Genomic DNA, 21,611 nt, shown 5'->3' with positions numbered 1-21,611 from the left:
CCGTTCTCGCGTTGACTTCCAGGACCGCTCTTCTTACGACAGGTGGCGCCCTTCACGGGTTCACCGCGCGGCCCGGCGGAAGTGGGCGCCATGAGGAGAGATGACATGAAGTTGCGTACGCTGGGGATCGCGCTGCTGGGCACGGTGGGACTCACCGCCCTGGCCGCCTGCAAGCAGGAGAGCCCCCCCGCGCCCGTTCCGACGGAGCCGTCCTCGCGGACCCAGAACGCGGCGGCGGAGGCGACTCCCGCCGAGGAGTCGCCCGAGCCCGAGCCCCTGACGGGCGGCGGCACCGTCCAGGGCACCATCACCTTCAAGGGCACACCGCCCACGCCCGCGCCCGTCACCCCCAGCCAGGATCCCTCCTGCCAGGGCATGCCGTTGGTGGACCAGTCCCTCCAGGTGAAGGCGGGCAAGCTGGAGAACGTGCTCGTGCGCGTGCGCGGATTGATGCCCCGCTCGCCCCGGACGCGGCCCGCCGTCGTGGACCAGAAGCAGTGCAGCTACACCCCCCGGGTGCAGGGCGTCGCCGTGGGGCAGCCCATCCTCATCAAGAACAGCGACGGCACGCTGCACAACGCGCGGGCCATCTCGGGCACGAAGTCCATCTTCAACGTGGCCCAACCGCCCAATGGCAAGCCCGTGCAGCGCACGCTGCCGGCCGACGCCGAGGTGGTCCGCTTCAAGTGCGACATCCACCCGTGGATGGTGTCCTGGGTGGTGGTGAATCCCAACCCGTACTTCGCCACCTCCAACGCGGACGGGGCCTACTCCATCGAGCACCTGCCCGCGGGCACCTACACGCTCGAGGCCTGGCACGAGGTGCTCGGCACCAAGACGGCCGAGGTGACGGTGAAGGAAGGGGAGAGCACGACGCTCGCCTTCGAGTTCTCCCCCGAGGACGCCAAGAACAGCGCGTCGGGCTCGGTGAAGTAGCTCACCCCGCCGCCGGGCGGCCGCCGCGCTCCAGGGTGAAACCCACGCGCGCGCCGCCCTCGGGCCGGTTCTCCGCGAAGGCCTCTCCGCCGTGGGCCCGGGCGATGCGCCGCACCAGCGCGAGCCCCAGGCCCAGCGAGCCCGCCTCGCGCCGCTCTCCGCCCGCGCTGCCCCGATAGAAGGGCTCGAAGACGCGGGCCTCCTCTCCCGGTGGCAGTCCCGGCCCCCGGTCCTCCACGCAGAAGGCGAGCCGCCCCTCGCGCTCCACCAACCGCAGCGCCTCCACCCCCTGGCCGTGTCCGCGCGCGTTGTCGAGCAGGTTGGTCAGCGCGCGCCCCAGCAGCGTGGCGTCGCCCACCAGCTTCGTGTCGGGCACCTCCACCGAGAGCAGCTCGGCGGACAGGCCCGTGCGCTCCAGGGCCCGCTGCGCCAGATCCTTCCCCTCCAGGGCGTGGGGGTTGAGCTGGCCGAAGTCCAGGCGGGAGCTGGCGAGCAGCTCGCCCACCAGGGCATCCAGCTCCACGATCTCTCGCTCCATCTGGTCCGCGGTGCGCTCGGGTCCTCCGGCGTCGCGCATCAGCTCCACGAGCACGCGCAGGTGCGCGAGTGGTGTGCGCAGCTCGTGGGACACGGTGGCCAGCAGCTCGCGCTGGTCCGCCATCTGCCGTTCGATGCGCGCGGCCATCTCATTGAAAGCGGAGGCCAGGAGCTGCATCTCCCCGGTGGCGTGGCGGCCCAGGTCCACCCGCGTCTCCAGCCGGCCCTCGCCCAACTGCTGCACGGCGCGCGCGAGCATGTCCAGGGGCCGGGCCAGCCGCCGGGCCACCCAGCCCGAGGCCATCCACATCGTGAGTCCGCTCACGGCCCAGAACAGGGTGCCACGCCAGGGAGTGCGGCTCCGGGTGCGCCCGGAGCAGACGTAGGCGGTGCCGAGCCGCACGCCTTCGTGCTCCACCGGGAGGATGACGTTGGCGGGGCCGAGACACGGCTCTCCGGCGCGCACGAGGCTCTTGCCCGAGGCGTCGAGCAGCTCGATGTCGAGCAGCAGATCCGTGGACACCTCGCGCACGAGGGCGTCGCGCCGCTCGGGCTCGTCCCAGACATCCGCGAGCCGGTGGATGGCGAAGGTGCGCACGCGCTCGAGCTCCTGGCGCCAGGAGTTGCCTCCCACCAGGTTCATCACCGAGCCCACCACGACGCCGGTGACGAGGATGGAGATGCCGAACCAGAGGAAGAGCCGTCGGCGCAGCCGGGCCCGGACATAGACGCCGAGCCGGGTCATCGGGCGGGGAGGCCAGCCGCCGGGCGATTCCCAGGGCCCGTGCCCGTGCCCGTGCCCGCGCCCGTGCCGTCTCACGGGCCCTCCCGGGCGAAGAGGTAGCCCACGCCCCGGACGGTCTTGATGAGCTTCGCGCCGTCCTCGCCCAGCTTCTGGCGCAGGTGGGAGATGTGCACGTCCACGGTGCGCTCGCCCACGAGGGTGTCGCTGCGGCCGGCCTCGCCGAGCAACGCGTCGCGGGGGATGACGCGGCCGGCGCGCCGCACGAGCGCCACGAGCAGATCGAACTCGAGCCCGGTGAGCTCCACGCGCCGGCCATTGACGCGGGCCTCGCGGGCGGGGACGTCGAGGGAGACGCCGTGGGCCTCGAGCTTCTCGGCCATGGCGGAGGGCTGGGCGCGGCGCAGCACGGCGCGCAGGCGCGCGAGCAGCTCGCGGGGGCTGAAGGGCTTGGCGAGGTAGTCGTCCGCGCCGAGCTCCAGGCCCACGACGCGGTCCGTCTCGTCGCCGCGCGCGGTGAGCATGAGGATGGGTACGGTGCTGCGCGAGCGGATGCGCCGGCACACCTCGAGTCCATCCATGCCCGGCATCATCACGTCCAGCAGCACGGCGTCGAAGGCCTGGGAGTCCAGGGCGGCCAGGCCGCGTCCTCCGTCGGGGGCATGGGTCACCTTGATGCCTTGCTGCCCGAGGTACTGCTCGAGCAGTTCATACATCCGGGTGTCATCGTCGATGAGCAGGACGCGGGTGGACATGGGCGGGGCGGACTCTACCAAGGCTTCACCCCGCCCAGGCGCCGCGCCAACCGCAGTGGCCAGCCCGGAAGGCGTGGGCGCGGCGGTGGCGGTGGTGGGAGAAGCCCCAGCCGCGCTCGACGAGGTCCGCCAGCTCGCGCCGCTGACGCGGATCGAGCGCCTCGTGGACCTTCGCGAGCGAGGCCTGGATCGTCTTGCGCAGCTCGTCGACGAGCGCGTCCTGCTTGGCGTCCTGCTCACGCAGCGAGGCCCCATCGAAGTGCTCTCCGCGCAGGGATTGAGCCCAGGCGGAGCGGGTGTCGCCCCAGAGGCCGCGCAGCTTCTCGGCGGCCTGGATCACGTCCTCGACGGCCTGGACGAGGATCTTCTCCTGGCCGGGGGAGGTGTCGAGCCGCTCGAAGACGTGGCGCATGCGGCCGCGCGGGCTCCAGGGGCCGGGGCCGCCGCGCCAGGAGGCGTAGCGCCGGGCGCGGCGCACGGTGAAGAGGGCTCCCGCGAGGCAGGCCGCGCCAAAGATGTATCCGAACATGGTGTTGCTCCTTCCGTGAGCGACCGGCCCGTCGGGGGCTCGGCGCCATCGGTCAGTCGGGAAGGTAGGAGGCGGATGTGAAGCGCTCACCCGGGGAGCGATGAAGAAGTGTGAAGGCCGGGGAGGAATGGAGGATGGCTCCGAGCCGTTTCATCCGCAGAACCATCCTCACGTTGAGGGTGGTGGATTGCCGTTACGCAGGCGCAGAAAGTCAGGGAAGTCCATGGCAACTGGTACCGTGAAGTGGTTCAACGACGCGAAGGGCTTTGGTTTCATCGCACCGGATGCGGGGGGGGATGACGTTTTCTGCCACCACACCGCCATCAACGCGCAGGGCTTCCGCTCGCTGGCCGAGGGTCAGAAGGTGGAGTACGACGTGACGCGCGGCCCCAAGGGCTTGCAGGCGCAGAACGTCCGCCCGCTAAGCTGAGCAGGGCCTTCGAGTCGTGACCCGCCCGCCCGCTTCTCCCTTCGGGGGGGGAGCGGGCGTGGTGTTTCGGGGGGTTCGCTTCGCTCTTGGCTTCCTTAGCTTGTCCGGAAGAAGTCAAACGACAGGGGAGAGCCGAGATGGGTGACACCAGTGTGAAGAAGGTCGATTCCCACCACTCGCCGACGGGGCAGATGGGGCAGAAGTACCTGGCGGAGGGGATTCGGGTGGCGATGCGGCTGTGGGAGAACGAGCAGCCCGCGGAGGCCAAGCCCGTGAGCATGCGTGACTACGAGACGGTGGGCTACGTCATCAAGGGCCGCGCGGAGCTCCACCTGGAGGGCCAGGTGCTGGTGCTCAACCCCGGGGACTCGTGGCTCGTGCCGAAGGGGGCCAGCCACACGTACAAGATTCTCGAGACCTTCACGGCGGTGGAGGCCACGAGCCCGCCGGCCTCGGTGCACGGCCGCGACGAGAAGAACAAGGGCGAGGTCAAGGCGTGAGGGGAGGGGGCGTGGGCCAGGCGGTGGGCCCGCGCCCCGGTCACGTCGATGGCCGCCTCAGCCGCTCGTCGTCGGCCGGGGCGCTTCCTCGGGGCCGTGTATTGTCTTCACCACGCGGACCACCAGATCCCGCATGAAGCGGATGGCGTCGTCGTCGTCGACCGTGTTGCGCCAGAGCAGCTCCGTCGGTGCGCCTCCCAGGTCCAGGGGCAGGGGAGTGGTTCGAAGGTTCGGACGCAACGAGATGATTTCGCGCGCGACCACGGCGGGCAACGTGGCGAGCAGGGCGCTGCCTTCCACGAGCGCCCCGACGCTGTGGAACATCGGGACCGAGACCCGGACACGCCGCTGGACGCCGAGCGCGTCCTCGACAATTCCTCTCAAGTCTCCGTTGTACGAGACGATGACGTGCTCGTGCGCGAGGTAGCTCTCCCGCGTCAGTCGCTTGCCAATCCGGGCGTGCCGCGGATCGTAGAGACAGACGAATCCGCCCCAGAACAATGACAGACGCCGCGTGTCGGCTGGCAGCTCGTCGGCCACCGTCACCGCGAAGTCCACCGCCGAGGAACCCAGGGCCTCGGCGATGGTGCGGAACTGCACGGGAATCACGACGAGCCTCATGCGTGGCGCCTCCTCGTCGAGCGCGCGCAGCAGCGGCGGAAGGAGCCAGGTCTCGTTCGCGTCCGAGAGGCCGATCCGCACGGTGCGCTCGCTCGTCTTCGGGTCGAAGGCCGCCGGGGAGACGGTGGCTTCGACGAGGGCCTGGAGGAGCGGCCGGGCCGAGGTGAACAGGCGCTGTCCGCGTGTCGTGAGGGCGAGTCCGCGTCCCGCGCGGACGAAGAGCGGTGCCCCGACCGTCGACGCGAGGCGCCTGAGCGCCGCGCTCACCGCGGGCTGCGTGAGGTAGAGGCGGCTGGCGGCCTCCGTGACGCTGCCCGCCTCCGCCACCACGACGAAGACGCGGAGCAGGTTGAGGTCCAGGTCTTTCTCATAGATTCCGTGCATGATTGGGATACATCCTATTGATTTGATTTAAGTGTGTCGATCCTTAGTCTTGGCGCAGCAAGGAGACACACGGATGAGCACGCACGAGACGAAGCAGACGAAGCGCACGGTGAAGCTGGGCTCCACGGGTCCCGAGGTCTTCCCGCTGGGACTGGGCTGCATGGGGATGTCGGGCACGTACGGGAAGACCGATGACGCCGAGAGCGTCCGGACGATCCAGGCGGCGATCGAGCGAGGGGTGACGCTGATCGACACGGGGGACTTCTACGGCATGGGCCACAACGAGATGCTCGTGGGGCGGGCCATCGAGGGGCGCCGGGACAAGGTGCAGCTCTCCGTGAAGTTCGGCGCGCTCCGAGGGCCGGATGGGAGCTTCAACGGCAACGACACGCGCCCCGTCGCGGTGAAGAACTTCATCGCCTACAGCCTGAAGCGGCTGGGGGTGGAGGCCATCGACATCTACCGCCCGGCGCGGCTCGATCCCTCGGTGCCCATCGAGGACACCATCGGGACGGTCGCGGATCTGGTGAAGGCGGGCTACGTGCGCCACATCGGGCTGTCGGAGGTGGGTGTCGAGACGATCCGCCGGGCCCACAGGGTCCACCCCATCGTCGACTTGCAGATCGAGTACGCCATCGGCACCCGGGGCCCCGAGGCGGAGATCTTCCCCGTGCTCGCCGAGCTCGGCATCAGCGCGACGCTCTACGGGGTCTTCTCGCGAGGACTGCTGACTGGCAGCAAGCCGACGGAAGCGGGAGACTGGCGCGCCCATCAGCCTCGCTTCGCTGGCGAGAACGGGGCGAAGAACGAGGACTCGGTGAAGGCCCTCCAGCGCTTCGCGCATGAGCGTCGCATGACGCCGGGGCAGGTGGCGCTCGCCTGGGTGCTGGCGCGGCAGCCCGCGTTCGTTCCCGTGGTGGGGGCGAAGACCCGCGCGCAGCTCGATGACGTGCTCGGTGCCCTGGAGCGCCCGCTGTCGAAGGATGACCTCGTGGCGCTCGAGTCGGTGGTGAAGATCTCCGGTGACCGCTACGACCCGGCCCAGATGAAGCACCTGGACAGCGAGCGCCGGTAGCGCGCTCCCTGTCGTCGGCGCTGGGGTCCCCCGAGGGAGGGGGACTCCGCCTACCGGCCGGCAACCGGGAGTGGCTCCGGGTGCTCCTGACCTGTGGAGAGGCCGAAGAGGACACGGCGCCGCTGGAGGGCTGCTCACGCGCTGGCTTTGTGCCGCGCCTGCTCCTCCGTGTAGAGCGCCCGCTCCTCCGCGAAAGCCTTCGCCACGCTCGGCCTGTCTCGCAGGCGGGCGACGTATGCGCAGATCGCCGGCCACTTCTTCAGGTCGACCGGCGTCACCACGGACCAGTTCAGCACCGTGAACAGGTATGCGTCCGCGACGCTGAATCGCTCGAGGAGGAACTCACGGCCGGTCAGGTACGTCTCCAGATGAGAGAGGCGGGAGGCCCCCTTCTCCAGCGCGTAGGCCTTCGCCCCCTCGGGGGCCTTCGTGTCGAGGAGTGGCGCGAAGAGTGCTTTGTGCAGCTCGGTCCCGATGAAGCACAGCCACTCGTGCAACCGGGCGCGCTCCATGCGGTCCGTCGGCGCGAGCTTTGCCTTGGGGAAGAAGTCGGCCACGTACTGAAGGAGCGCCGCGTTCTCCGTGAGGATGTCGCCGTCGTCGGTGCGGAGGGTTGGGACGAGGCCGAGCGGATGGATGTCCCGGAAGTTTTTTCCGTCGCGCGTGAGCTTCGTCTTCCGGTCGACCTCGATGAACGTGGCGTCCTCTCCCGCCTCGTAGAACGCGATTCGGGCCGCTATCGAACAGGACAGGGGCGAAAAATAAAGTTGCATGGCATTTCCTCCAGGGGTCGTTTTCGTTCCGTTCACCGGAACGAGCGCCACTCTGCGCATTCTGGAGGAATGCGTCCAACGCATCCTTGGCATAGACTCAATGCATGAATGACATTGCTCCTCCGCCGAGTCCCCGCCTCGACGTGCGCGACCTTCGCGTCGTGCTCGCCCTGGCCTCCGCCGGCACCACGGCGCAAGCCGCCTCCGTGCTGCACCTCACGCAGCCAGCGGTGAGCCGCGCGCTCCTCGCGGCGGAGGACAAGCTCGGCACGCGCCTCTTCGACCGTACGCCTCGCGGGCTCGTCCCCACCGCGGCGGGGCAGCGTCTCGTCACCGGCGCGACGCGCCTTCTGGTGGAGATGGGCGACCTCGAGCATCTCGTGCTCGCGCCGGTGGCTCCGCCCATGCGCATCCGCCTCGTCTGCGAGTGCTACACCGTGTACCACTGGCTCCCGTCCACGCTCATGAGGCTGCGCAAGAGCCTGCCGGAACTCGAGGTCGCGTTGGCGGTGGAGCACACACTCGCTCCCGTCGCGGCGCTCGAGGCCGGGGAGATCGACGTCGCGCTCGTCACGACGTCGGTGGTCCCACGCGGCAGGCTCAAGGAGCATCAGATCTTCTCCGATGAGGTCGTGTTCATCATGTCGGCGTCGCACCCGCTCGCTGCGCGCAAGACGCTCACTCCCGCGGACATCCGTGAGAACACGCTCCTGATCGGGCAGGTCGCGTCGGCGGAGTCGCACTGGTTCATGGCGAGCGTGTTCGGCCGGGCGAGGCCACGGCTTCGCTTCGAGCGGCTGCCGCTCACGGAGGCGATCCTCGACGTAGCGCGTGCGGGCATGGGCATCGCGGTGCTCTCCGAGTGGATCGCCCACCCGCACCTCGGCAAGGGAGAGCTCGTCGCGAAGCGTCTCGCGGCGGGACCACTCCGCCGGCCCTGGCGACTCGCGTGGCGGCGGGAGCTCAATGATGCCGCGCTCCGCCTCTTGTCCGCACTCGAGGCCGCGGCCCCCCGTGGACTTCTGGCTGGTTGAGGAGCACGGGACATCTCCATCGACGGGACTCAACGAGGTGTCGGCGGACACGAGGACCCGCATCGTGCGGTTCGTGGAGCCGAAGTTCCACGGCAACATCCTGCTGGAGACGCAGCGGATGGAGTGGACGTCGCCGGCCACGGCGAACCTGTACGAATCGCAACCGCTCACCGAGGCTCAAGTGCGCGAGTTCCAGCTGCAGGAGCACCTGGTGGCGCGCGCGGCCGAGACGCACGATCACACCGTGAGCGACCAGCCCAGCCGCCGCTTTCCCGGCAGGGGCGCGGCAGGGGCCAGACGCTCTGGGCTGGCTGTGGCGGCTTGAGCTTCAACACCACGCGCTCTGGGGCGGCCCTCGCGCCGGGGCCAGGCGCGCACTCGCCGTGGGCAACCCCAGGTGCGCCAGAATCGCTCTCACCCCTCCTGCTCCCTTCACGTCCGCCACTCCACTCCGCCTGCCTCCAACCACAGTTGACACCTTTTCTGGGAGGCGCCTGGGGGGCCTACAGCAGGTCCTCGATCCGGATCGGCATCTTGCGCACGCGCTTGCCGGTCGCGTGGTAGATGGCGTTGGCGATCGCACCGGACGCACCGGCCATCGCCACCTCGCCCAGCCCCTTGGCGCCAGTCGTATTGGTCAGCGGGTCGGGCTTGTCGATGAAGGTGACGTCGATGTCGCCCACGTCGGCGTTCACCGGCACGACGTAGTCGGCGAGGTCACAGTTCAGCCAGCCGCCAAAGCGCGGGTCGACCTCGGTCTCCTCGCGCAGCGTCGCGCCAATCGCCCAGACGACGCCGCCCAGCACCTGGCTCGTCGCGGTCCTCGGGCTCACGACCCGCCCGCAGTCGACGACGCTGACGACCCGCGGCACACGCACCCGCCGCGTGCGCGGCTCGACGTGGACCTCGACGAAGTGGGCGATGTAGCTGAACGACGTGAACGACGGATAGTGGGGTCCCCACACCCCGAAGCCGCCATGCCTGAGCGCGTCCAGCACGCTGGGATCCTGTCCGGGCCCGACTTGCGACGCCTCGATCTCCAGGTACGGGCGACGCACCTTGAGGAGCCGCTGGTGCAGGTTGCCGGAGAGCTCGCGACCCGCGAACAGTGCGTCCGCCGCCTCGCGCATCTTCGCCGCGGCGGTGGCGGCGGCGGAGACGACGCTCGTCGTGCCCGACGAGCCGGAGGTGGGGTGCTGCGGCGCGGCACTGGTGTCGCCAATCAAGATCTCCAGCCGGTTGGGATCCAGATCGAGCTCGCGCAGCAGCACCGAGGCGATCGCGGTGCGCATCCCCTGACCCATCTCGTGGCCGGAGGCGGCGTAGCGCGTCCTGCCGTCGGCGTAGACGCGCAAGGTCACCAGCGAAGGCGTCGTCATGGACGGATAGGCGCCGCAGCCGATTCCCCAGCCGACCTGTGTTCCGTCGGGCAACGCCATCGACCCCGGCGCCGCGGTCCGCCGCTCCCAGCCGAAGCGTTGCGCCCCCTCGCGGATGCAGTCGTTCAGGAACCGCGACGACAGCGGCTTGCCATGGAGCGGGTCGATCGTCGTGTCATGCCGCAGACGGAACGCGACCGGATCCTCGCCGAGCTTGTAGGCGAGTTCGTCGACCGCGCTCTCGAACGCGAATTGGGAGGGCTGAGGGAACGGCGTGCGCATGTAGCCCGGAGTCTGCGTGTCGATGCGGATGTTGCTGGCGGTGCCGAGATAGTCGGCGATGCCGTACATCTGCACCGTCGCCTCGTGGTACCGCGGAGGGAAGTTGCCCGAGCGCGACTGCTGGTGGTCGGCGTCGTACTGGACCGCGACCATCTTGCCCGCGTCCGCGCCAAGCTTGACGTGATGGCGGCTCCTCGGCCGGAAGCCCGCGTTGTGGAAGAGCTGCGCGCGCGGCATGACCAGCTTCACCGGGCGTCCGAGCAGCATCGCGGCGTGCGCGACGAGCGTGGTCTGGAGCTGAAACGCGCCCTTCTGCCCGAAGCTGCCGCCGACCGAGGGGCTCTTCACCTCGATCAGTGAGCGGTCCAGCCGAAGCATGAGCGCGAGCCCTGTCGTCATCGGGCCCGAGATCTGTGTCCCTTCCCACACGGTGAGCTTGCCATCCGACCAGTGCGCGGTGGTGGAGAGCATCTCGATCGGGTTGTGGTGCTGCGCCGGGCTCACGTAGGTGTCGGCGTGCGATGTCGAGGCGGTCTCCATGGCGAGTCGGGCGTTGCCGGCCTCCACACCCGCGAACGGCTCGTGCACCGCGCCGGTGCTGTCGATCAGCGCGCTGGAGGACATCGGGCAGCGGGTCGAGCTTGGGCAGGGGTCTCGAGGGCTTGGGTGGCTTGCCCCCATCGAGCGTGACGAGGTGTCCGAGCAGCCGTTGGAAGAGCACCTCCCACCCAGGGCGGTCGTGGGGACGAAGTCCAGCATCTGCCAATTGGAGGAGGAAGCCGAGGCCTGGATGAAGACCTTCATCCACCTGGCTCGCGGAGCTGCCGCGGCGACTCCCCTGTGTAGCGGCGGAAGACGCGCCGGAAGGCGGCCGCGTCGGCGTAGCCTACCCGCGCGGCGATGTCTTCAATCGCGTAGCGGGTGGTTTCGAGGAGATGGATGGCGCGGCGCACGCGCAGGCGATGGACGAACTCCAGCGGTGTCATGCCCAGGCTCGTCCGGACGCGGCGAGCGAGCGTCCGCGACGACACCTGCGCCGCGCGCGCGAGCTCCTTGAGCGACAACTGTCGCTCCACGTTTTCGGCGACGAAGCGCTCGATCGCGAGGACCGCTGGATCGCTCGCTCGAAGATGCTCGTGCACCATGTAGCGAGCCTGGGACGAGCGCTCGTCGAGCACGAGGTAGCGCGTCACGAGATGCGGCAAGGAAGGACCGATCATCCGCGCGACGATCGTGAGCGTGAGGTCGACGTGGGCCAGCGCGGCACCCGCCGTGATGATGCTCCCTTCGTCGACGACCATGCGCTCGGCGGACAGCGAGACCTTCGGGAACCGCCGTGCGAACTCGGGCGCGAGCCACCACGACGTCGTCGCGGACCGTCCGTCGAGCACGCCCGACGCGGCGAGCACGAACGTGGCGGAGCACGACGCAGCGAGGGTCACGTCCTTGGAGGCGGCCTTCGCGAGCAGTTCGGCTGCGCGGCGGGCGTCCTCCCGGGCCAGGAGCTTCTCGACGGTTCGTGCGCCCGCCGAGAAGACGCCCGGTAGCAGGACGACATCGCCTTCGCGAAGGGCGCGAGGGCTGAACGCACCATCCACGGCGACCGAGCGCCCGGCCGCCGAACGCACCGGCTCTCCGTCGAGGGACACCACGCGCTGGAGCAGCGCCTTGCCGCCGTGAGGCAACGGAGCGCGCCCGGACTGGGTGAAGTGGGCCGCGGTGGCGACGACGTCGAGCGCCACGCCGAGCGCGCTGTCCGCGACGCCGTCGAGAATCAAGTGAAGGAACATGTGGCGAGTATAGACCGAACATTGTCAATGACGCCACTGGCTGGAAATGTCCGCTGTTGCGATTGTTCATCCCGTGCCCGGCGGCCTCGCTCGTCGTCTTCACGAGTGGCACCGACGGCTTCTTCTTCAATCGGGTCGGCGCGCTGACGGGAAGATTCGTCGTCCATTCACTCAGAACACACAACATTGGAAAGGCAACACCATGAACAACAAAGAACTCGTCCTCGCGGCAATGACCGGGCTGTTCATCAAGCGGGACCTGACGGTCCTCGAGAAGTATTGGGACCCTGGATACATCCAGCACAACCCGCGCATGCCGAACGGGACGGACTTCTTCCGCAAGATGATCCCGAGCCTGAAGGCCGACTTCCGCTACGAACCCGGTCTCGTCCTCGAAGACGGCGAGTTCGTGATGATCCACGGTCGATACGTCGGTTGGGGCGACAAGACGATGATCGTCGTCGACATCTTCAAGGTCGTGAACGGGCGCTTCGTGGAGCACTGGGACGTGATCCAGGAGGAGGTCGCCGCCGAAAAGACGATCTCCGGCAACTCCATGTTCCCGATCAAGTAGCCGCGGCCGTCGGCTTCGACAGGACTTGTCGGAAGGCGACACCGGCTGCGGCCGGTGCCGTCGAACCGCCCGCCGCGCGACGCGGGCCGATGCGCGGCCAGCGGGCGGCCTCGACGGGAGGCGGCGGAATCAAGCCCGCGGCGGGCCTACGGAGCCGCCGCCCGCCACTCGGTCCCCGAGCCTAGGAAGGACAGGAGCCCTATGGGGGGTAGCGGGCGGGATCAAAGGGGGGGAGGAGAGGGAGGCGGACGGGGAGCCCATGAGCCGCACGCCGGGCGGGCGCGGAAGCACCCGAACTGAGTGGCGGCAGAGTGGGTGTCACGCGGGACTCAAGCCACAGGTAAACAGGCATGGCCTGGACGGGTGAACCGACCAGCCTCCAAGTCTTTCCGAGAACTTGCGAGCTGGCCCACGAGGTGCATCGGGCCCTGCGAACCGGATGCAGTGGATGGGGATGGGCTGGCCGCTGAGGATGTTCCAGGACGAGGGCTTCTACTTCGTCACTTCCAGGTGCTTTCAGGGGGTGCTCGCCAAAGCCGTTCAACACAGCGCCGGCTCCGTTCGCTTGCACGATTCACCTTCGCCTCCAATCACTTCCACCTGCTGCTGTGGGCTCGAGGTGCCTCTCTCTCCTCCTTCATGCAGGACCTGCGCGCCAACCTCTCCAGGAAGGCTGGGCGGCTGGTGGACTGGAGTGGCGACTTCTCATGTCAGCAGAGCGGCTGACGTGTCATTCAGAGCGGCTGAAACGCAGAGATGGGGCCTTCTTGCGGGAACCACGCACAGCTGCGTTATGTGTTGCCCTTGTCATTGGGGGCCAAACGAGCGAGATGCCGGGCCGGAACGCCAAAAGACGGGCAGGGGCCTGCCTCGACATCACATCCCGAAGCCGTATTCCATTCCACGGTGGCATCGCTCCTGTATTGACGACCTGGTGCTTCTCCTTTAGTCCGGTTGCTGCGCGCGGTACCCCACGCGCATACAAGAATAGAGGACTAGACCCAGACATGCGCTACCTCAAAAGCTCTCTCTCCTGCCTTACGATCCCGATTCTCTCCGCCCTGCTCCTCGCGGGCTGCACCAGCACTGACCCCTCCGAGGCCGACAGCCACGAAGGCGACGAGACCGTGGGCGAGAGCCATGACACGCTCACCGACGAGCAGTGCAACTACTTCGATGTCAACGGGCAGGTCCAGATCTGCCACAAGACCAGCTCGACGATTCATCCCTACACGATCGTCCGTGTTAGCGAGCAGGCGTGTATCAACGCGCACAGCGCTCACAACGGCGACTACGTCACCAGCCTCGATCTCCAGCAACGCGGTCGTGGCCGTGGACGTGGACGGCGACGGGTGGCTCGACGCCGTCACCGTCAACGGCCAGACCAACCTGCTCCTCAACAACGGAAACATCAGCGTCTACAAGAACCTGGGCCCGAGCGCGCCCGGAACCTTCGGCGCGCCGACGAGCTTCACCACCGGCACTCCGGGCTCCGTCCACCTCTGCACCGGGGACTTCGATCACGACGGGGTGGCTGACATCGCCACGACAAGCGTGACCCTGAACCAGGTGAGCGTGCTCTTCGGCACCGGCGCGGGCAGCTTCGGCGCGCCCACGCTCATCGGCATCCCGAACACCGGCGGCGTGCAGTCGACGATCGCCTGCCGTGACCTGAACAGTGATGGCTTCTCTGATCTCGTGGTGACGAGCCCCGCCAGCGCACGCCTGTCGATCCTCATCAACCAGGGCAACGGCTCGTTCGCCGCACCAGTCTCCTACACCAACGCCGTCAGCGGCCAGACGGCGGGCATCGCCTTCGGCGACGCCAACGGCGACGGCACGCTCGACATCCTCTCGAACGGCGCGGCCGGCCGGTACCTCTTCTTCTTCAAAGGGAACGGCAACGGCACCTTCGCGAGCGGCGTTCAGTCCGCCGCTGCCGCCACTACGGTCGCCAACTCGGCGCTGGGCGTCGTGGCCGATGACTTCAACGGCGATGGCAAGCTCGACGCCTACATTCTCGTTACAACGGCCTCGGGCGGCGTCCGCCCGATGACCGGCAACGGCAACGGAGGCTTCACCTCGGGCACTGTCGTCACGACCGGCGCCTCGCCTGGCCTCAACGCCATCGCCACCGCGGACATGGACGCGGACGGGGACGCCGATCTCATCCTGACCAACAGGGGATCCGGCACCGTGACCGTGGTCCCCAACGGACTCTGAGTTCTTGAGCAGCCCGGCGAGAGTCCAAACGGGGTGAGCGCTCCTTGCCCGGCTCCTCCACCGTCGCGACAAAGGCTGGGCTCTCCTCCTCCTGCCCCGGCTCTGCCCCCGCCCCCGCTCGCGGGACCCGGGACGCGCCTTCGCGCCGGTCGAGCCGACGAAGGCCCTGGCTTCCAGACCATGTCGCTCTTCGCGCCGTCGCCAGGGTGAGGGTGCTCTTGGTGCCGAGCGCCTGGAGGGGCTGGCCGTCGAGCAGCATCATCACCCAGTGGAACGTGTCGGGGTCGTCTCCGAGCGGGAACAGCCCGGTGGTGGCCGCCGAGCTGAAGCAGTGCGCCGCCAGCGGCTCGTGCTCGAACTCGATGGGCGGCGGACCGGGGGCTTTCCTGGCGGAGTGCAGGAGATCGTGACGGCAAGCACGGCGAGCAGGGTGTGCGTGCACCTCGTCCTGATGTCCAAACAACTTTCCCCTGATGGATGTGGTCGGCCCCGAGCCTACTCCGGCCCGGGACGTCGCATCGAGCAGGGCTGAATCATCCGAGGGCGAGGGCCTCATGCCGCCGAGTGGGCCCTCACCCTCCGAGTGCTTCTACTTCTTGCCCTCGGGAGGTGTCTGCGCGCCGCCGCTGGCGCCCTCGGGAGGCGTTCCGCCCCAGCCGGCCTCGACCATCGTCTTCCACTTCCACTGGCCGTCCCGCTTCACGAGCAGGGAGGTGTTGCGGCCGGTGACCTTCTGCTTGCCCTGGGTCATCGTGAAGTCATCGACGACACTCACCAGCGAGTCCGAGAGGACGCTGATGGTGTGCTTGTGGGTCACCTTCATGTCCTTCGGCATGTTCTCGAACATGGGCTTCATCATCGCGGCATACGCCTCGCGGGTGTACTCCCCGCTCTCGGGCACGCCCTTCAGGTCATCGGTGACCATGAAGATGGGGAAGTCGTACGTCGCGAGCGACGCCTCGAAGTCACCCTTCTTCTCGATCTCCTCCTGCTGCTTGAAGAACTCCATGACCTCCTTCTTCGTCTGCTTCTCGTTGGTGGGCTTGCGAGCCCCCGGGCCCATCGCCTTCAGGTCCATCGCTGGCGCCTGCTCGGCCGTGGCGGCGGGCTTCTGAGCCGCGGGTTTCTGCTCCTTGTCCTGAGCCCAGGCAGCGGAGCCTGAGATCGCAACGGCCGTGACGCACACCAGAATCGTACGTTTCATGAATGCTCCCTTGGGTGGTGGGCGGCGGTGACTACTGGACCGTGCATGAAGTCGTCAATACCGCGGTGTGGAGGCCGTGCGGGGACATGACAATCAGAGGAGCTTCATGGACTGGGCCGCGAAGCTCTGGCTCCCCGATTGGGAGAGTGTGGGGTCCCAGCTGCTGGGCGACCGATGTCATAACAAGGCCAGGCGCCAAGGGCACAAGACAGCGCGGCGCTGGCCCGGTGGAGCGAACCCACGCATGGCTCACGCGTTTCCGCCGACTGCTGGTGCGTTGGGAGAAGCGCGAAGACACCTCCCGGGGGATGCTGCACTTCGCCCTGGGCCTCATCACGGGGTTCCACGCCTTCCTACCGAAATAGGTTCTTAGGCGCGATCGTGGAGGGTGACCTGGTAGCCGTCGGGGTCAGCGAAGGTGAACGTGCGGCCGAAGGGTCCGTCGAACGGAGCCCGGACGATCGTGTGCCCGTCGGCCACGAGCGCGTCGTGAATGGCCTGGACATCCGTGGCGTGAAGCCAGATCGCGGCCCCGATGCCGGGCTGAGCAACGGACGCGAGATCGGTGCCGGGAACGATGTCTCGCAGCGCGAACGCGATCGGCGTCGTCTTGAAGACGACGGCATGGGGCGGGCCTGATGGAGAGCGGACGAGGCCGAGGTACCGCTCGTAGAACGCCCGCGACGCGTCGAGGTCGCGAGCCTGGAGGGAGATGAAGTCGGGACCGGTAACGGGCATGGTGATGTTCCTTCTCGGTATGTCAGCTTGCTGACATCGAACAATCTATGTCAGGATGCTGACATGAGTCAAGACGGAGTCGGCATCGACCTTGAGACGTCACTGGGCTACCTGCTGAAAGAGGCGTCGAGCGCCCTGCGCGCGGCGATGGAGGCAGCGCTGCGGCCGCTCGGACTGACCGTGACGCAATACTCCTGCCTCGAGCTGCTGGCTCAGCGTCCGGGCCTGTCAAACTCCCAGCTCGCGCGAGGCGCGTTCGTGACACGGCAATCGATGAACGTGCTGCTGCAAGCCTTGGAACGAGACGGCTACGTGACCAGGCCCGCGGAGGCCCCTGTCGGGAAAGTACTGCCCACGCGCCTCACCGCACGGGGTCGACGGCTCCTCGAGAAGGCGACCGTTGCGGTCCGATCCGTGGAGGTGAGGATGCTGGGTGGCATGACGGAGGATGAGCAGTCGATTGCGTTCAAGCTCCTGCGGAGCATGGTCCACTCCTTGCGTGACGGCGACGGCGACGGTGAAGACGGGGCGTAAGGCGGGGTCAGCGCCCCAGCGGCAGCACCAGGATCCCCGGGAAGAGCAGCGCACCCGCGCGAAGCCGTGCGCCAGTTCTCCGATGCAATCGAAGCACGCGGCGGACAGTGGCTTGCGCCACACCCAGCAGGTGGGACGGCCGAGCTGGGGGAAGGGCTGGAGCAGCGGGTAGTCGGCGAAGACCTGGCCCCAGGCGCCCGCGGTCGGGGCGTCCAGCTCCAGGGCATGGGGCAGGCCCACGAGGGCGTCCGCGGGCAGGGTCCACTGTTGTCCTGGCTGTCGGCGAAGGAGCGATCCTCGGCCACGCGGAAGGTGGCGGTGAGCCGGCCCTCGGGGGAGTAGGTGCCCCAGACGAGACGGCGCACCACGTGGATGAGCAGCGGATGCTCGACGAAGAACTGGCGGAAGACGTCCGCGCTCCAGCGGCGGCGCGCGCACATGGCCTGGCCACTCGGCGCACCTTTCCACCAGTCCCTCTTTCACCCCATGGGCGAGCACGTAGCTTCCAAGTCCTCGGAAACACTCGAAGAACGGTCGGGTGACCCGTCTACGCCGAGCCCTGTTCTTCGGACGCCTAAGCGTCCGTACGGCTCGTCTGACACCCTTCTCGGCGAGTCCTTTGACACCGTCTTCGCGACACCGTCTTCGCCCACTTGATGGTATGTTCGTCTGCTTGCAGGAAAGTTGCCCGTTTCTGCCCTCTACGCAGCTTGGATCTTGCGTCTTCCTCATGTCACAGAGCAACGCTGCCGAGATCTCTATATGCCATGCGTGCGGTGTGGCACATGCCCCGAAGAGCTATTACCACTGCGGATCGGCGAGTGCGTCGGAGAAGCCGCAGCGGGCGCCAGCAAATTACGCGTCCATGGGTCCGAATCGCGTCGACCAGACACACGCGTACGGCAGCCGCTGGGTGAGCGCGGGCGAGCCTACTCAGTCGCCCTGCGCACGCGACGGCTGCGGCAACGTTGAAGGCAACGTCAAGATCTTCATGGACGAGTCTGCAGGATTGGACGGCGTCAACGAATGCAGTGAGATCAAGTGCGCCAGATGTGGATGGTTTACGCTGTACAGATGGAGGGATGAGTTCTAATTTTCTACAGTTACAGGAGGGGCACACCCCTCGCCCCTTGCACGAGAAGGCGACGAGCAGTTTGTCCTTGCAACTCTCGCAGCGCACCCGCGCGAAGCCGTGTGCCAGCACTCCGCATTCCAGGTACCTGGCGAAGTCCCGCTCCACGTACCGGGGCAGGCCGCGTCCCAACTCGCCTGCCTCCGCTAGCAGCGTGGCCAGGTTCTCCCTCACAGCTGGCGGACGGCACCACGCATCTCTTTTTCACCGGGCTGGAACGGCTCCGTCGCATGGCGTCCCTGGTGCCTCCGCCTCGGGCGAACCTCACGAGGTTTCATGGCGTCTTCGCTCCGGGCGCCAGGCTCCGGCCATTTCTGCTCTCTCAAGCGGGGACGGAGGCGGGCCCACAGAAGGAGAGCCTCTCCTTGGCCGCGACGGTGGAGGAGCCGAGCAAGCAGAGGACGCCGCGGGTGGATTGGGCCGGGCTGCTCCCCAGCAGGCGTGGTGCTGAATCTGGCGCAGCCGCTGTCATTGCGCCCCAACTCCCTGCCTCTCTCCTCAGCGAGGGCGGCCAGGACAGGGGTGTGCCCCAAGAGGTTGTACCGTCCCGTGTACCGGCGCGGTGCGCGGCCTTGCTGGCCCCGGCTGCGGCCCTTCTCGGCCCCTCCTCTCCTGCCCTCACCCTCAACATGGCTTCTATCCCGCCTATACGCAATAAGCAGGATTATGTACAAGGCCGTTTGAATCTGTTAGACCTCTCTTCTCTATCATATCCCCTGCGGGGAAACTCAGGCCCGTTTGTGTAACGATTCAAGGAGAGAGCTCATGAAGCAGTTTCTTGCGGGATTGGTGCTTTCTGTTGCCGTTGCAACCCCGGCTCTGGCTCAGCAGCAGGACGGTCCGTTTGCCAGCACTGCCGAGCTGGCGAGCTACTGGGCGACGCAGAGCACCGGCGGCGCGCTGACCCAGATTTATGTCAATGGACACAAGATCTACCAGAGGTCCGGTTTCGGTCCGGCGTTCGTCAAGCAATACTTCAACTGTGCCGGTGGCAGCGTCATCAATGCTACATGTAACTCCATCTTCGATGGTTATACGACGGTGAGCGGTGCTGTGGGCACGTTCAGCAGTGGGCTCACCGTCTATCTCGACGGCGCGCCGTATCGCAATGCCAGCCCCTATTACTACGCGCATATCAAGACCTGCTACGGCGATGCGAGCTTTTACGGTGCCGTGAAGTATTACATCGTCGAGAGCATGGACGACGGCTTCAGCCCGCCCTACCCGGGCAATAGCTGTTTCTAGCAGGCTGAAAAATCCGGTCGAGCATGCCGTAGTCTGCGTCCACCGCGGCTGTCTCCAGGTGGGCGTCCTGGACGAGTTCGTCGCCCAGCACCACCACCGTCCATGTGCCGGCCGCCGGGTTCTGGAGGAAAGCGTTCTCCACGGTGTTGGAGCTGCCGTCGACCGTGGAGAGCTGGTCAAAAGCCATATCGATGCCCAGGGAAGGTGTCGAAGAACTCGTTTTGGCACCTCTCGCCCTCCGAGTCGTCTGACACTCTTCTCGTGGCTGGATCCCTCGGTGCCCATCGAGGACACCCTCTGCGCTCCAGCGCTTCGCGCGCGCGAGCGCGGCATGACGCCGGGGCAGGTGGCACTCGCCTGGGTGCTGGCGCGGCAGCCTTCGCTCGTCCCCGTGGTGGGGGCGAAGACCCGCGCGCAGCTCGAGGACGTGCTCGGTGCCCTGGAGCGGCCGCTGTCGAAGGACGACCTCGTGGCGCTCGAGTCGGTGGTGAAGATCTCCGGAGACCGCTACGACCCGAATCAGATGAAGCACCTCGACAGCGAGCGCCGGTAGCGCGCTCCCTGTCGTCGGCGCGGGTCCCCCCGAGGAATGAGGGCCGCCGCTTACCGGGCCTTGTCCGTGGGCATGGGATTCACTTCGACCCGGCAGTCTTGAACCTCGTCTTCCAGCCGCGCTCTGGGTCGCTTCTTTCCAACCCGGGTTTATAGTCGTTACCTACCCGACGAATCGCCGCATGGATATCCACGATGACAAGGAGCTGGACGCTCGCCCTGGCATGCCTGATCGTCTTCTTCGGCACCTCTGCTGTTGCCGCCGAAGCCTTGAGACTCGCCCACGTTCCGATCGCGGTACGCGACCTCGACACCATGGCCTCCGAGTTCGCGCGTCTCGGCTTTTCGATCAAGGGCGGTCGGCCGCATGCGAACGGCATCGAAAACCGGCACGTGAAATTTCCCGACGGCACCGAGTTGGAGCTCATCACCGCGCGTACGCGTGAGGACCAGCTTTCGGGCGATTACCTCGACTTGCTCGCCCAGGGAGAGGGGCCCGCGTTCCTCGCCCTGTACGTTTCGGCTCTCGACCCCCTCGCCCGCTGGCTCGATACGAAGGGTATCCGGCACGAAACCGACGACGGCCTGCTTTCCATCGTGCGCGGCCAGCCGCTGGACGACTGGTTCTTTGCACCGCTCGGTGACGGCGTGGGCCTGAACCGTTCACCCACCGACAAGCCGGAGCACTATCGTCATGCCAACGGCGCTACCTCGCTGTCGGCGGTCTGGATGGCGGCGGACGACTTCAACGCCGAGCGCGCACTGCTTCGCACGCTCGGCGCCCGGATGGACACGCAGACGATACGGGCGCCGAAAAGCATGAAGGCGCCGGTCGCCAAGCTACAACGCGGGCAGATCCGATTCCTGCCGAAGCATTTCCAGCGCGTGCCGGGCCACCGGATCGTTGGCGTCACGCTGGCCGTGCCGGACCTCGCCATCGTCGAACGCATCATGCGATCCAGTGACATCCGGAATCCCGAAGTGGCGTACTCGCCTGACAGGCGGAGCCTTGTCCTGCCACCCGGTGAGCACCGCCTCCTGTGGATCGAATTCAGCCTGCCGCAAGGAGCCTTTTCTGAATGATCCTCCGCGACGTCACAGATGAGGACCTTCCCATCTTCTTCGAACACCAGCGCGACCCAGAAGCGCTGCGCATGGCCGCATTTCCATCGCGGGAGCGCGATGCGTTCATGACCCACTGGCGCACAAGGGTTCTCCTCCCTGAAAACGTCACCCGCACCATCGTCATGGGCCGCGTGGTCGTTGGGTACATCGGCAGTTGGGAACAGGATGCCAGGCGCCTCGTCGGCTATTGGATGGGTCGCGAGCATTGGGGCAAAGGCCTCGCCACTCGGGCCCTCTCGGAGTTTCTCGTGCTCGAGCCCGCCCGGCCGCTTCATGCGTGGGTCGCTCTCCACAACCTCGCGTCGATCCGTGTCCTCGAGAAGTGTGGCTTCCACACCATGATCAACGAGAACCCGCATCACCCGGATGGAGTTGCCGAAGTCCTCATGAGGCTTGGTTCGACGGAGTGAGTGTGGCTCGCGCTACGACGACCTCCGGTCCAGATTCCGGCGCTTCGTCATGCCCGCCAACAGCCGATGGAGCATCCCTCATTCGCTCCATCGGCCGAACATCAAAG

At 67.3% G+C, this 21,611-nt stretch carries 24 protein-coding genes and 2 pseudogenes; 14 read left to right on the top strand and 12 right to left on the bottom strand.

The features are described 5' to 3' along the window. The first annotated feature begins 105 nt into the window (after nt 1-105). Nucleotides 106-936, top strand: coding sequence for a carboxypeptidase regulatory-like domain-containing protein (locus CYFUS_RS35915; RefSeq protein WP_095989315.1), 831 nt, complete (start codon nt 106-108; stop codon nt 934-936). 1 nt (nt 937) lies between these two features. Here the strand turns inward: CYFUS_RS35915 and CYFUS_RS35910 are convergent, their stop codons facing one another. The 3 genes from CYFUS_RS35910 to CYFUS_RS35900 are packed head-to-tail and all read right to left on the bottom strand — an operon-like array spanning nt 938 to nt 3,499. Then, complete coding sequence (locus CYFUS_RS35910; protein ID WP_420042662.1) at nt 938-2,293, bottom strand: HAMP domain-containing sensor histidine kinase; 1,356 nt, start codon at nt 2,291-2,293, stop codon at nt 938-940. Then, on the bottom strand, nt 2,290-2,970 hold the full coding sequence (locus tag CYFUS_RS35905; RefSeq protein WP_002621544.1) for a response regulator transcription factor: 681 nt from the start codon (nt 2,968-2,970) through the stop codon (nt 2,290-2,292). The genes CYFUS_RS35910 and CYFUS_RS35905 overlap by 4 nt, the downstream gene beginning before the upstream one ends. Nucleotides 2,971-2,995: 25 nt before the next feature. Then, a complete protein-coding gene (locus tag CYFUS_RS35900) occupies nt 2,996-3,499 on the bottom strand; it encodes a periplasmic heavy metal sensor (RefSeq protein WP_095989313.1) in 504 nt (167 codons plus the stop codon). Nucleotides 3,500-3,722: 223 nt separating this feature from the next. Between CYFUS_RS35900 and CYFUS_RS35895 the strand changes: the two genes are divergently transcribed. Together CYFUS_RS35895 and CYFUS_RS35890 are read left to right on the top strand one after the other, a co-directional pair. Beyond that, nucleotides 3,723-3,929 carry a cold-shock protein gene (locus tag CYFUS_RS35895; RefSeq protein ID WP_002621542.1) on the top strand — a complete coding sequence of 69 codons (207 nt, stop codon included), beginning with the start codon at nt 3,723-3,725 and terminating at the stop codon, nt 3,927-3,929. Between the two features lie 137 nt (nt 3,930-4,066). Continuing rightward, on the top strand, nt 4,067-4,429 hold the full coding sequence (locus tag CYFUS_RS35890; RefSeq protein ID WP_095989312.1) for a cupin domain-containing protein: 363 nt from the start codon (nt 4,067-4,069) through the stop codon (nt 4,427-4,429). Between the two features lie 57 nt (nt 4,430-4,486). Here the strand turns inward: CYFUS_RS35890 and CYFUS_RS35885 are convergent, their stop codons facing one another. Next, on the bottom strand, nt 4,487-5,434 hold the full coding sequence (locus CYFUS_RS35885; RefSeq protein ID WP_095989311.1) for a LysR family transcriptional regulator: 948 nt from the start codon (nt 5,432-5,434) through the stop codon (nt 4,487-4,489). Nucleotides 5,435-5,507: 73 nt separating this feature from the next. Between CYFUS_RS35885 and CYFUS_RS35880 the strand changes: the two genes are divergently transcribed. Beyond that, on the top strand, nt 5,508-6,509 hold the full coding sequence (locus CYFUS_RS35880; protein ID WP_095989310.1) for an aldo/keto reductase: 1,002 nt from the start codon (nt 5,508-5,510) through the stop codon (nt 6,507-6,509). Nucleotides 6,510-6,643: 134 nt separating this feature from the next. Here the strand turns inward: CYFUS_RS35880 and CYFUS_RS35875 are convergent, their stop codons facing one another. Then, complete coding sequence (locus CYFUS_RS35875) at nt 6,644-7,282, bottom strand: glutathione binding-like protein (RefSeq protein ID WP_095989309.1); 639 nt, start codon at nt 7,280-7,282, stop codon at nt 6,644-6,646. Nucleotides 7,283-7,386: 104 nt separating this feature from the next. Here CYFUS_RS35875 and CYFUS_RS35870 point away from each other — a divergent pair, with 104 nt between their 5' ends. Together CYFUS_RS35870 and CYFUS_RS35865 are read left to right on the top strand one after the other, a co-directional pair. Further along, nucleotides 7,387-8,316 carry a LysR family transcriptional regulator gene (locus tag CYFUS_RS35870; protein ID WP_095989308.1) on the top strand — a complete coding sequence of 310 codons (930 nt, stop codon included), beginning with the start codon at nt 7,387-7,389 and terminating at the stop codon, nt 8,314-8,316. After that, entirely contained in the window at nt 8,297-8,641 is a 345-nt protein-coding gene (locus CYFUS_RS35865) for a hypothetical protein (protein ID WP_095989307.1), read from the top strand. The genes CYFUS_RS35870 and CYFUS_RS35865 overlap by 20 nt, the downstream gene beginning before the upstream one ends. A 178-nt stretch (nt 8,642-8,819) precedes the next feature. On the opposite strand, the gene CYFUS_RS35855 is transcribed toward CYFUS_RS35865, so the two are convergent. Next, entirely contained in the window at nt 8,820-10,601 is a 1,782-nt protein-coding gene (locus CYFUS_RS35855; protein WP_232537000.1) for a xanthine dehydrogenase family protein molybdopterin-binding subunit, read from the bottom strand. 176 nt (nt 10,602-10,777) lie between these two features. Continuing rightward, nucleotides 10,778-11,755, bottom strand: a complete 978-nt coding sequence (locus CYFUS_RS35850; protein WP_232536999.1) for a GlxA family transcriptional regulator — start codon at nt 11,753-11,755, stop codon at nt 10,778-10,780. Nucleotides 11,756-11,969: 214 nt separating this feature from the next. On the opposite strand from CYFUS_RS35850, the gene CYFUS_RS35845 reads away from it, so the two are divergent. Together CYFUS_RS35845 and CYFUS_RS35835 are read left to right on the top strand one after the other, a co-directional pair. Then, nucleotides 11,970-12,341, top strand: coding sequence for a nuclear transport factor 2 family protein (locus tag CYFUS_RS35845; protein ID WP_095989305.1), 372 nt, complete (start codon nt 11,970-11,972; stop codon nt 12,339-12,341). A gap of 1,326 nt (nt 12,342-13,667) precedes the next feature. Then, nucleotides 13,668-14,564 carry an FG-GAP repeat domain-containing protein gene (locus CYFUS_RS35835; protein ID WP_198316253.1) on the top strand — a complete coding sequence of 299 codons (897 nt, stop codon included), beginning with the start codon at nt 13,668-13,670 and terminating at the stop codon, nt 14,562-14,564. A gap of 589 nt (nt 14,565-15,153) precedes the next feature. On the opposite strand, the gene CYFUS_RS35830 is transcribed toward CYFUS_RS35835, so the two are convergent. After that, nucleotides 15,154-15,768 carry a DUF4440 domain-containing protein gene (locus tag CYFUS_RS35830; protein ID WP_157758857.1) on the bottom strand — a complete coding sequence of 205 codons (615 nt, stop codon included), beginning with the start codon at nt 15,766-15,768 and terminating at the stop codon, nt 15,154-15,156. Nucleotides 15,769-15,995: 227 nt separating this feature from the next. Between CYFUS_RS35830 and CYFUS_RS53275 the strand changes: the two are divergent. Continuing rightward, a pseudogene (locus CYFUS_RS53275) lies at nt 15,996-16,133 on the top strand (IS5/IS1182 family transposase); the annotation flags it as partial. A 4-nt stretch (nt 16,134-16,137) separates the two neighbouring features. On the opposite strand, the gene CYFUS_RS35825 reads toward CYFUS_RS53275, so the two are convergent. Next, nucleotides 16,138-16,506, bottom strand: coding sequence for a VOC family protein (locus tag CYFUS_RS35825; protein WP_095989302.1), 369 nt, complete (start codon nt 16,504-16,506; stop codon nt 16,138-16,140). Nucleotides 16,507-16,569: 63 nt separating this feature from the next. Between CYFUS_RS35825 and CYFUS_RS53270 the strand changes: the two genes are divergently transcribed. Further along, nucleotides 16,570-17,040, top strand: coding sequence for a MarR family winged helix-turn-helix transcriptional regulator (locus tag CYFUS_RS53270; RefSeq protein ID WP_095992437.1), 471 nt, complete (start codon nt 16,570-16,572; stop codon nt 17,038-17,040). 186 nt (nt 17,041-17,226) lie between these two features. On the opposite strand, the pseudogene CYFUS_RS54700 reads toward CYFUS_RS53270, so the two are convergent. Both CYFUS_RS54700 and CYFUS_RS54695 read right to left on the bottom strand, forming a co-directional pair. Then, nucleotides 17,227-17,480 (bottom strand): annotated as a pseudogene (locus tag CYFUS_RS54700) (DUF4132 domain-containing protein); the annotation flags it as partial. Nucleotides 17,481-17,773: 293 nt separating this feature from the next. After that, nucleotides 17,774-18,346: a transposase zinc-binding domain-containing protein gene (locus tag CYFUS_RS54695; RefSeq protein WP_095989301.1), complete on the bottom strand. Its 573-nt coding sequence runs from the start codon at nt 18,344-18,346 to the stop codon at nt 17,774-17,776. A 591-nt stretch (nt 18,347-18,937) separates the two neighbouring features. Here CYFUS_RS54695 and CYFUS_RS35805 point away from each other — a divergent pair. Then, nucleotides 18,938-19,417, top strand: coding sequence for a hypothetical protein (locus tag CYFUS_RS35805; protein WP_095989300.1), 480 nt, complete (start codon nt 18,938-18,940; stop codon nt 19,415-19,417). Here the strand turns inward: CYFUS_RS35805 and CYFUS_RS35800 are convergent. Continuing rightward, nucleotides 19,383-19,604 carry a hypothetical protein gene (locus CYFUS_RS35800; RefSeq protein WP_095989299.1) on the bottom strand — a complete coding sequence of 74 codons (222 nt, stop codon included), beginning with the start codon at nt 19,602-19,604 and terminating at the stop codon, nt 19,383-19,385. The genes CYFUS_RS35805 and CYFUS_RS35800 overlap by 35 nt on opposite strands. Nucleotides 19,605-19,694: 90 nt before the next feature. Here CYFUS_RS35800 and CYFUS_RS35795 point away from each other — a divergent pair, with 90 nt between their 5' ends. From CYFUS_RS35795 to CYFUS_RS35785, 3 genes are all read left to right on the top strand, one after another. Then, nucleotides 19,695-19,970 (top strand): aldo/keto reductase, encoded by a 276-nt coding sequence (locus CYFUS_RS35795; RefSeq protein WP_232536998.1) that lies wholly within the window; start codon nt 19,695-19,697, stop codon nt 19,968-19,970. Between the two features lie 194 nt (nt 19,971-20,164). Next, nucleotides 20,165-21,052, top strand: a complete 888-nt coding sequence (locus CYFUS_RS35790) for a VOC family protein (protein ID WP_095989298.1) — start codon at nt 20,165-20,167, stop codon at nt 21,050-21,052. Continuing rightward, entirely contained in the window at nt 21,049-21,504 is a 456-nt protein-coding gene (locus tag CYFUS_RS35785) for a GNAT family N-acetyltransferase (RefSeq protein ID WP_095989297.1), read from the top strand. The genes CYFUS_RS35790 and CYFUS_RS35785 overlap by 4 nt, the downstream gene beginning before the upstream one ends. Nucleotides 21,505-21,611 lie beyond the last annotated feature (107 nt).

The sequence above is a fragment of the Cystobacter fuscus genome (assembly GCF_002305875.1).
In the GTDB taxonomy this organism is placed as follows: domain Bacteria; phylum Myxococcota; class Myxococcia; order Myxococcales; family Myxococcaceae; genus Cystobacter; species Cystobacter fuscus_A.
Note: the sequence above shows the minus strand (reverse complement) of the source record. Positions and strands in the feature narration are given on the sequence as shown.

Coding starts and splice junctions, on each gene's coding strand:
- CYFUS_RS35915 (WP_095989315.1), top strand. CDS start 106: ATGAAGTTGCGTACGCTGGGGATCGCGCTGCTGGGCACGGTGGGACTC.
- CYFUS_RS35905 (WP_002621544.1), bottom strand. CDS start 2,970: ATGTCCACCCGCGTCCTGCTCATCGACGATGACACCCGGATGTATGAA.
- CYFUS_RS35900 (WP_095989313.1), bottom strand. CDS start 3,499: ATGTTCGGATACATCTTTGGCGCGGCCTGCCTCGCGGGAGCCCTCTTC.
- CYFUS_RS35895 (WP_002621542.1), top strand. CDS start 3,723: ATGGCAACTGGTACCGTGAAGTGGTTCAACGACGCGAAGGGCTTTGGT.
- CYFUS_RS35890 (WP_095989312.1), top strand. CDS start 4,067: ATGGGTGACACCAGTGTGAAGAAGGTCGATTCCCACCACTCGCCGACG.
- CYFUS_RS35885 (WP_095989311.1), bottom strand. CDS start 5,434: ATGCACGGAATCTATGAGAAAGACCTGGACCTCAACCTGCTCCGCGTC.
- CYFUS_RS35880 (WP_095989310.1), top strand. CDS start 5,508: ATGAGCACGCACGAGACGAAGCAGACGAAGCGCACGGTGAAGCTGGGC.
- CYFUS_RS35875 (WP_095989309.1), bottom strand. CDS start 7,282: ATGCAACTTTATTTTTCGCCCCTGTCCTGTTCGATAGCGGCCCGAATC.
- CYFUS_RS35870 (WP_095989308.1), top strand. CDS start 7,387: ATGAATGACATTGCTCCTCCGCCGAGTCCCCGCCTCGACGTGCGCGAC.
- CYFUS_RS35855 (WP_232537000.1), bottom strand. CDS start 10,601: ATGTCCTCCAGCGCGCTGATCGACAGCACCGGCGCGGTGCACGAGCCG.
- CYFUS_RS35845 (WP_095989305.1), top strand. CDS start 11,970: ATGAACAACAAAGAACTCGTCCTCGCGGCAATGACCGGGCTGTTCATC.
- CYFUS_RS35830 (WP_157758857.1), bottom strand. CDS start 15,768: ATGAAACGTACGATTCTGGTGTGCGTCACGGCCGTTGCGATCTCAGGC.
- CYFUS_RS35825 (WP_095989302.1), bottom strand. CDS start 16,506: ATGCCCGTTACCGGTCCCGACTTCATCTCCCTCCAGGCTCGCGACCTC.
- CYFUS_RS53270 (WP_095992437.1), top strand. CDS start 16,570: ATGAGTCAAGACGGAGTCGGCATCGACCTTGAGACGTCACTGGGCTAC.
- CYFUS_RS35805 (WP_095989300.1), top strand. CDS start 18,938: ATGAAGCAGTTTCTTGCGGGATTGGTGCTTTCTGTTGCCGTTGCAACC.
- CYFUS_RS35800 (WP_095989299.1), bottom strand. CDS start 19,604: ATGGCTTTTGACCAGCTCTCCACGGTCGACGGCAGCTCCAACACCGTG.
- CYFUS_RS35790 (WP_095989298.1), top strand. CDS start 20,165: ATGACAAGGAGCTGGACGCTCGCCCTGGCATGCCTGATCGTCTTCTTC.
- CYFUS_RS35785 (WP_095989297.1), top strand. CDS start 21,049: ATGATCCTCCGCGACGTCACAGATGAGGACCTTCCCATCTTCTTCGAA.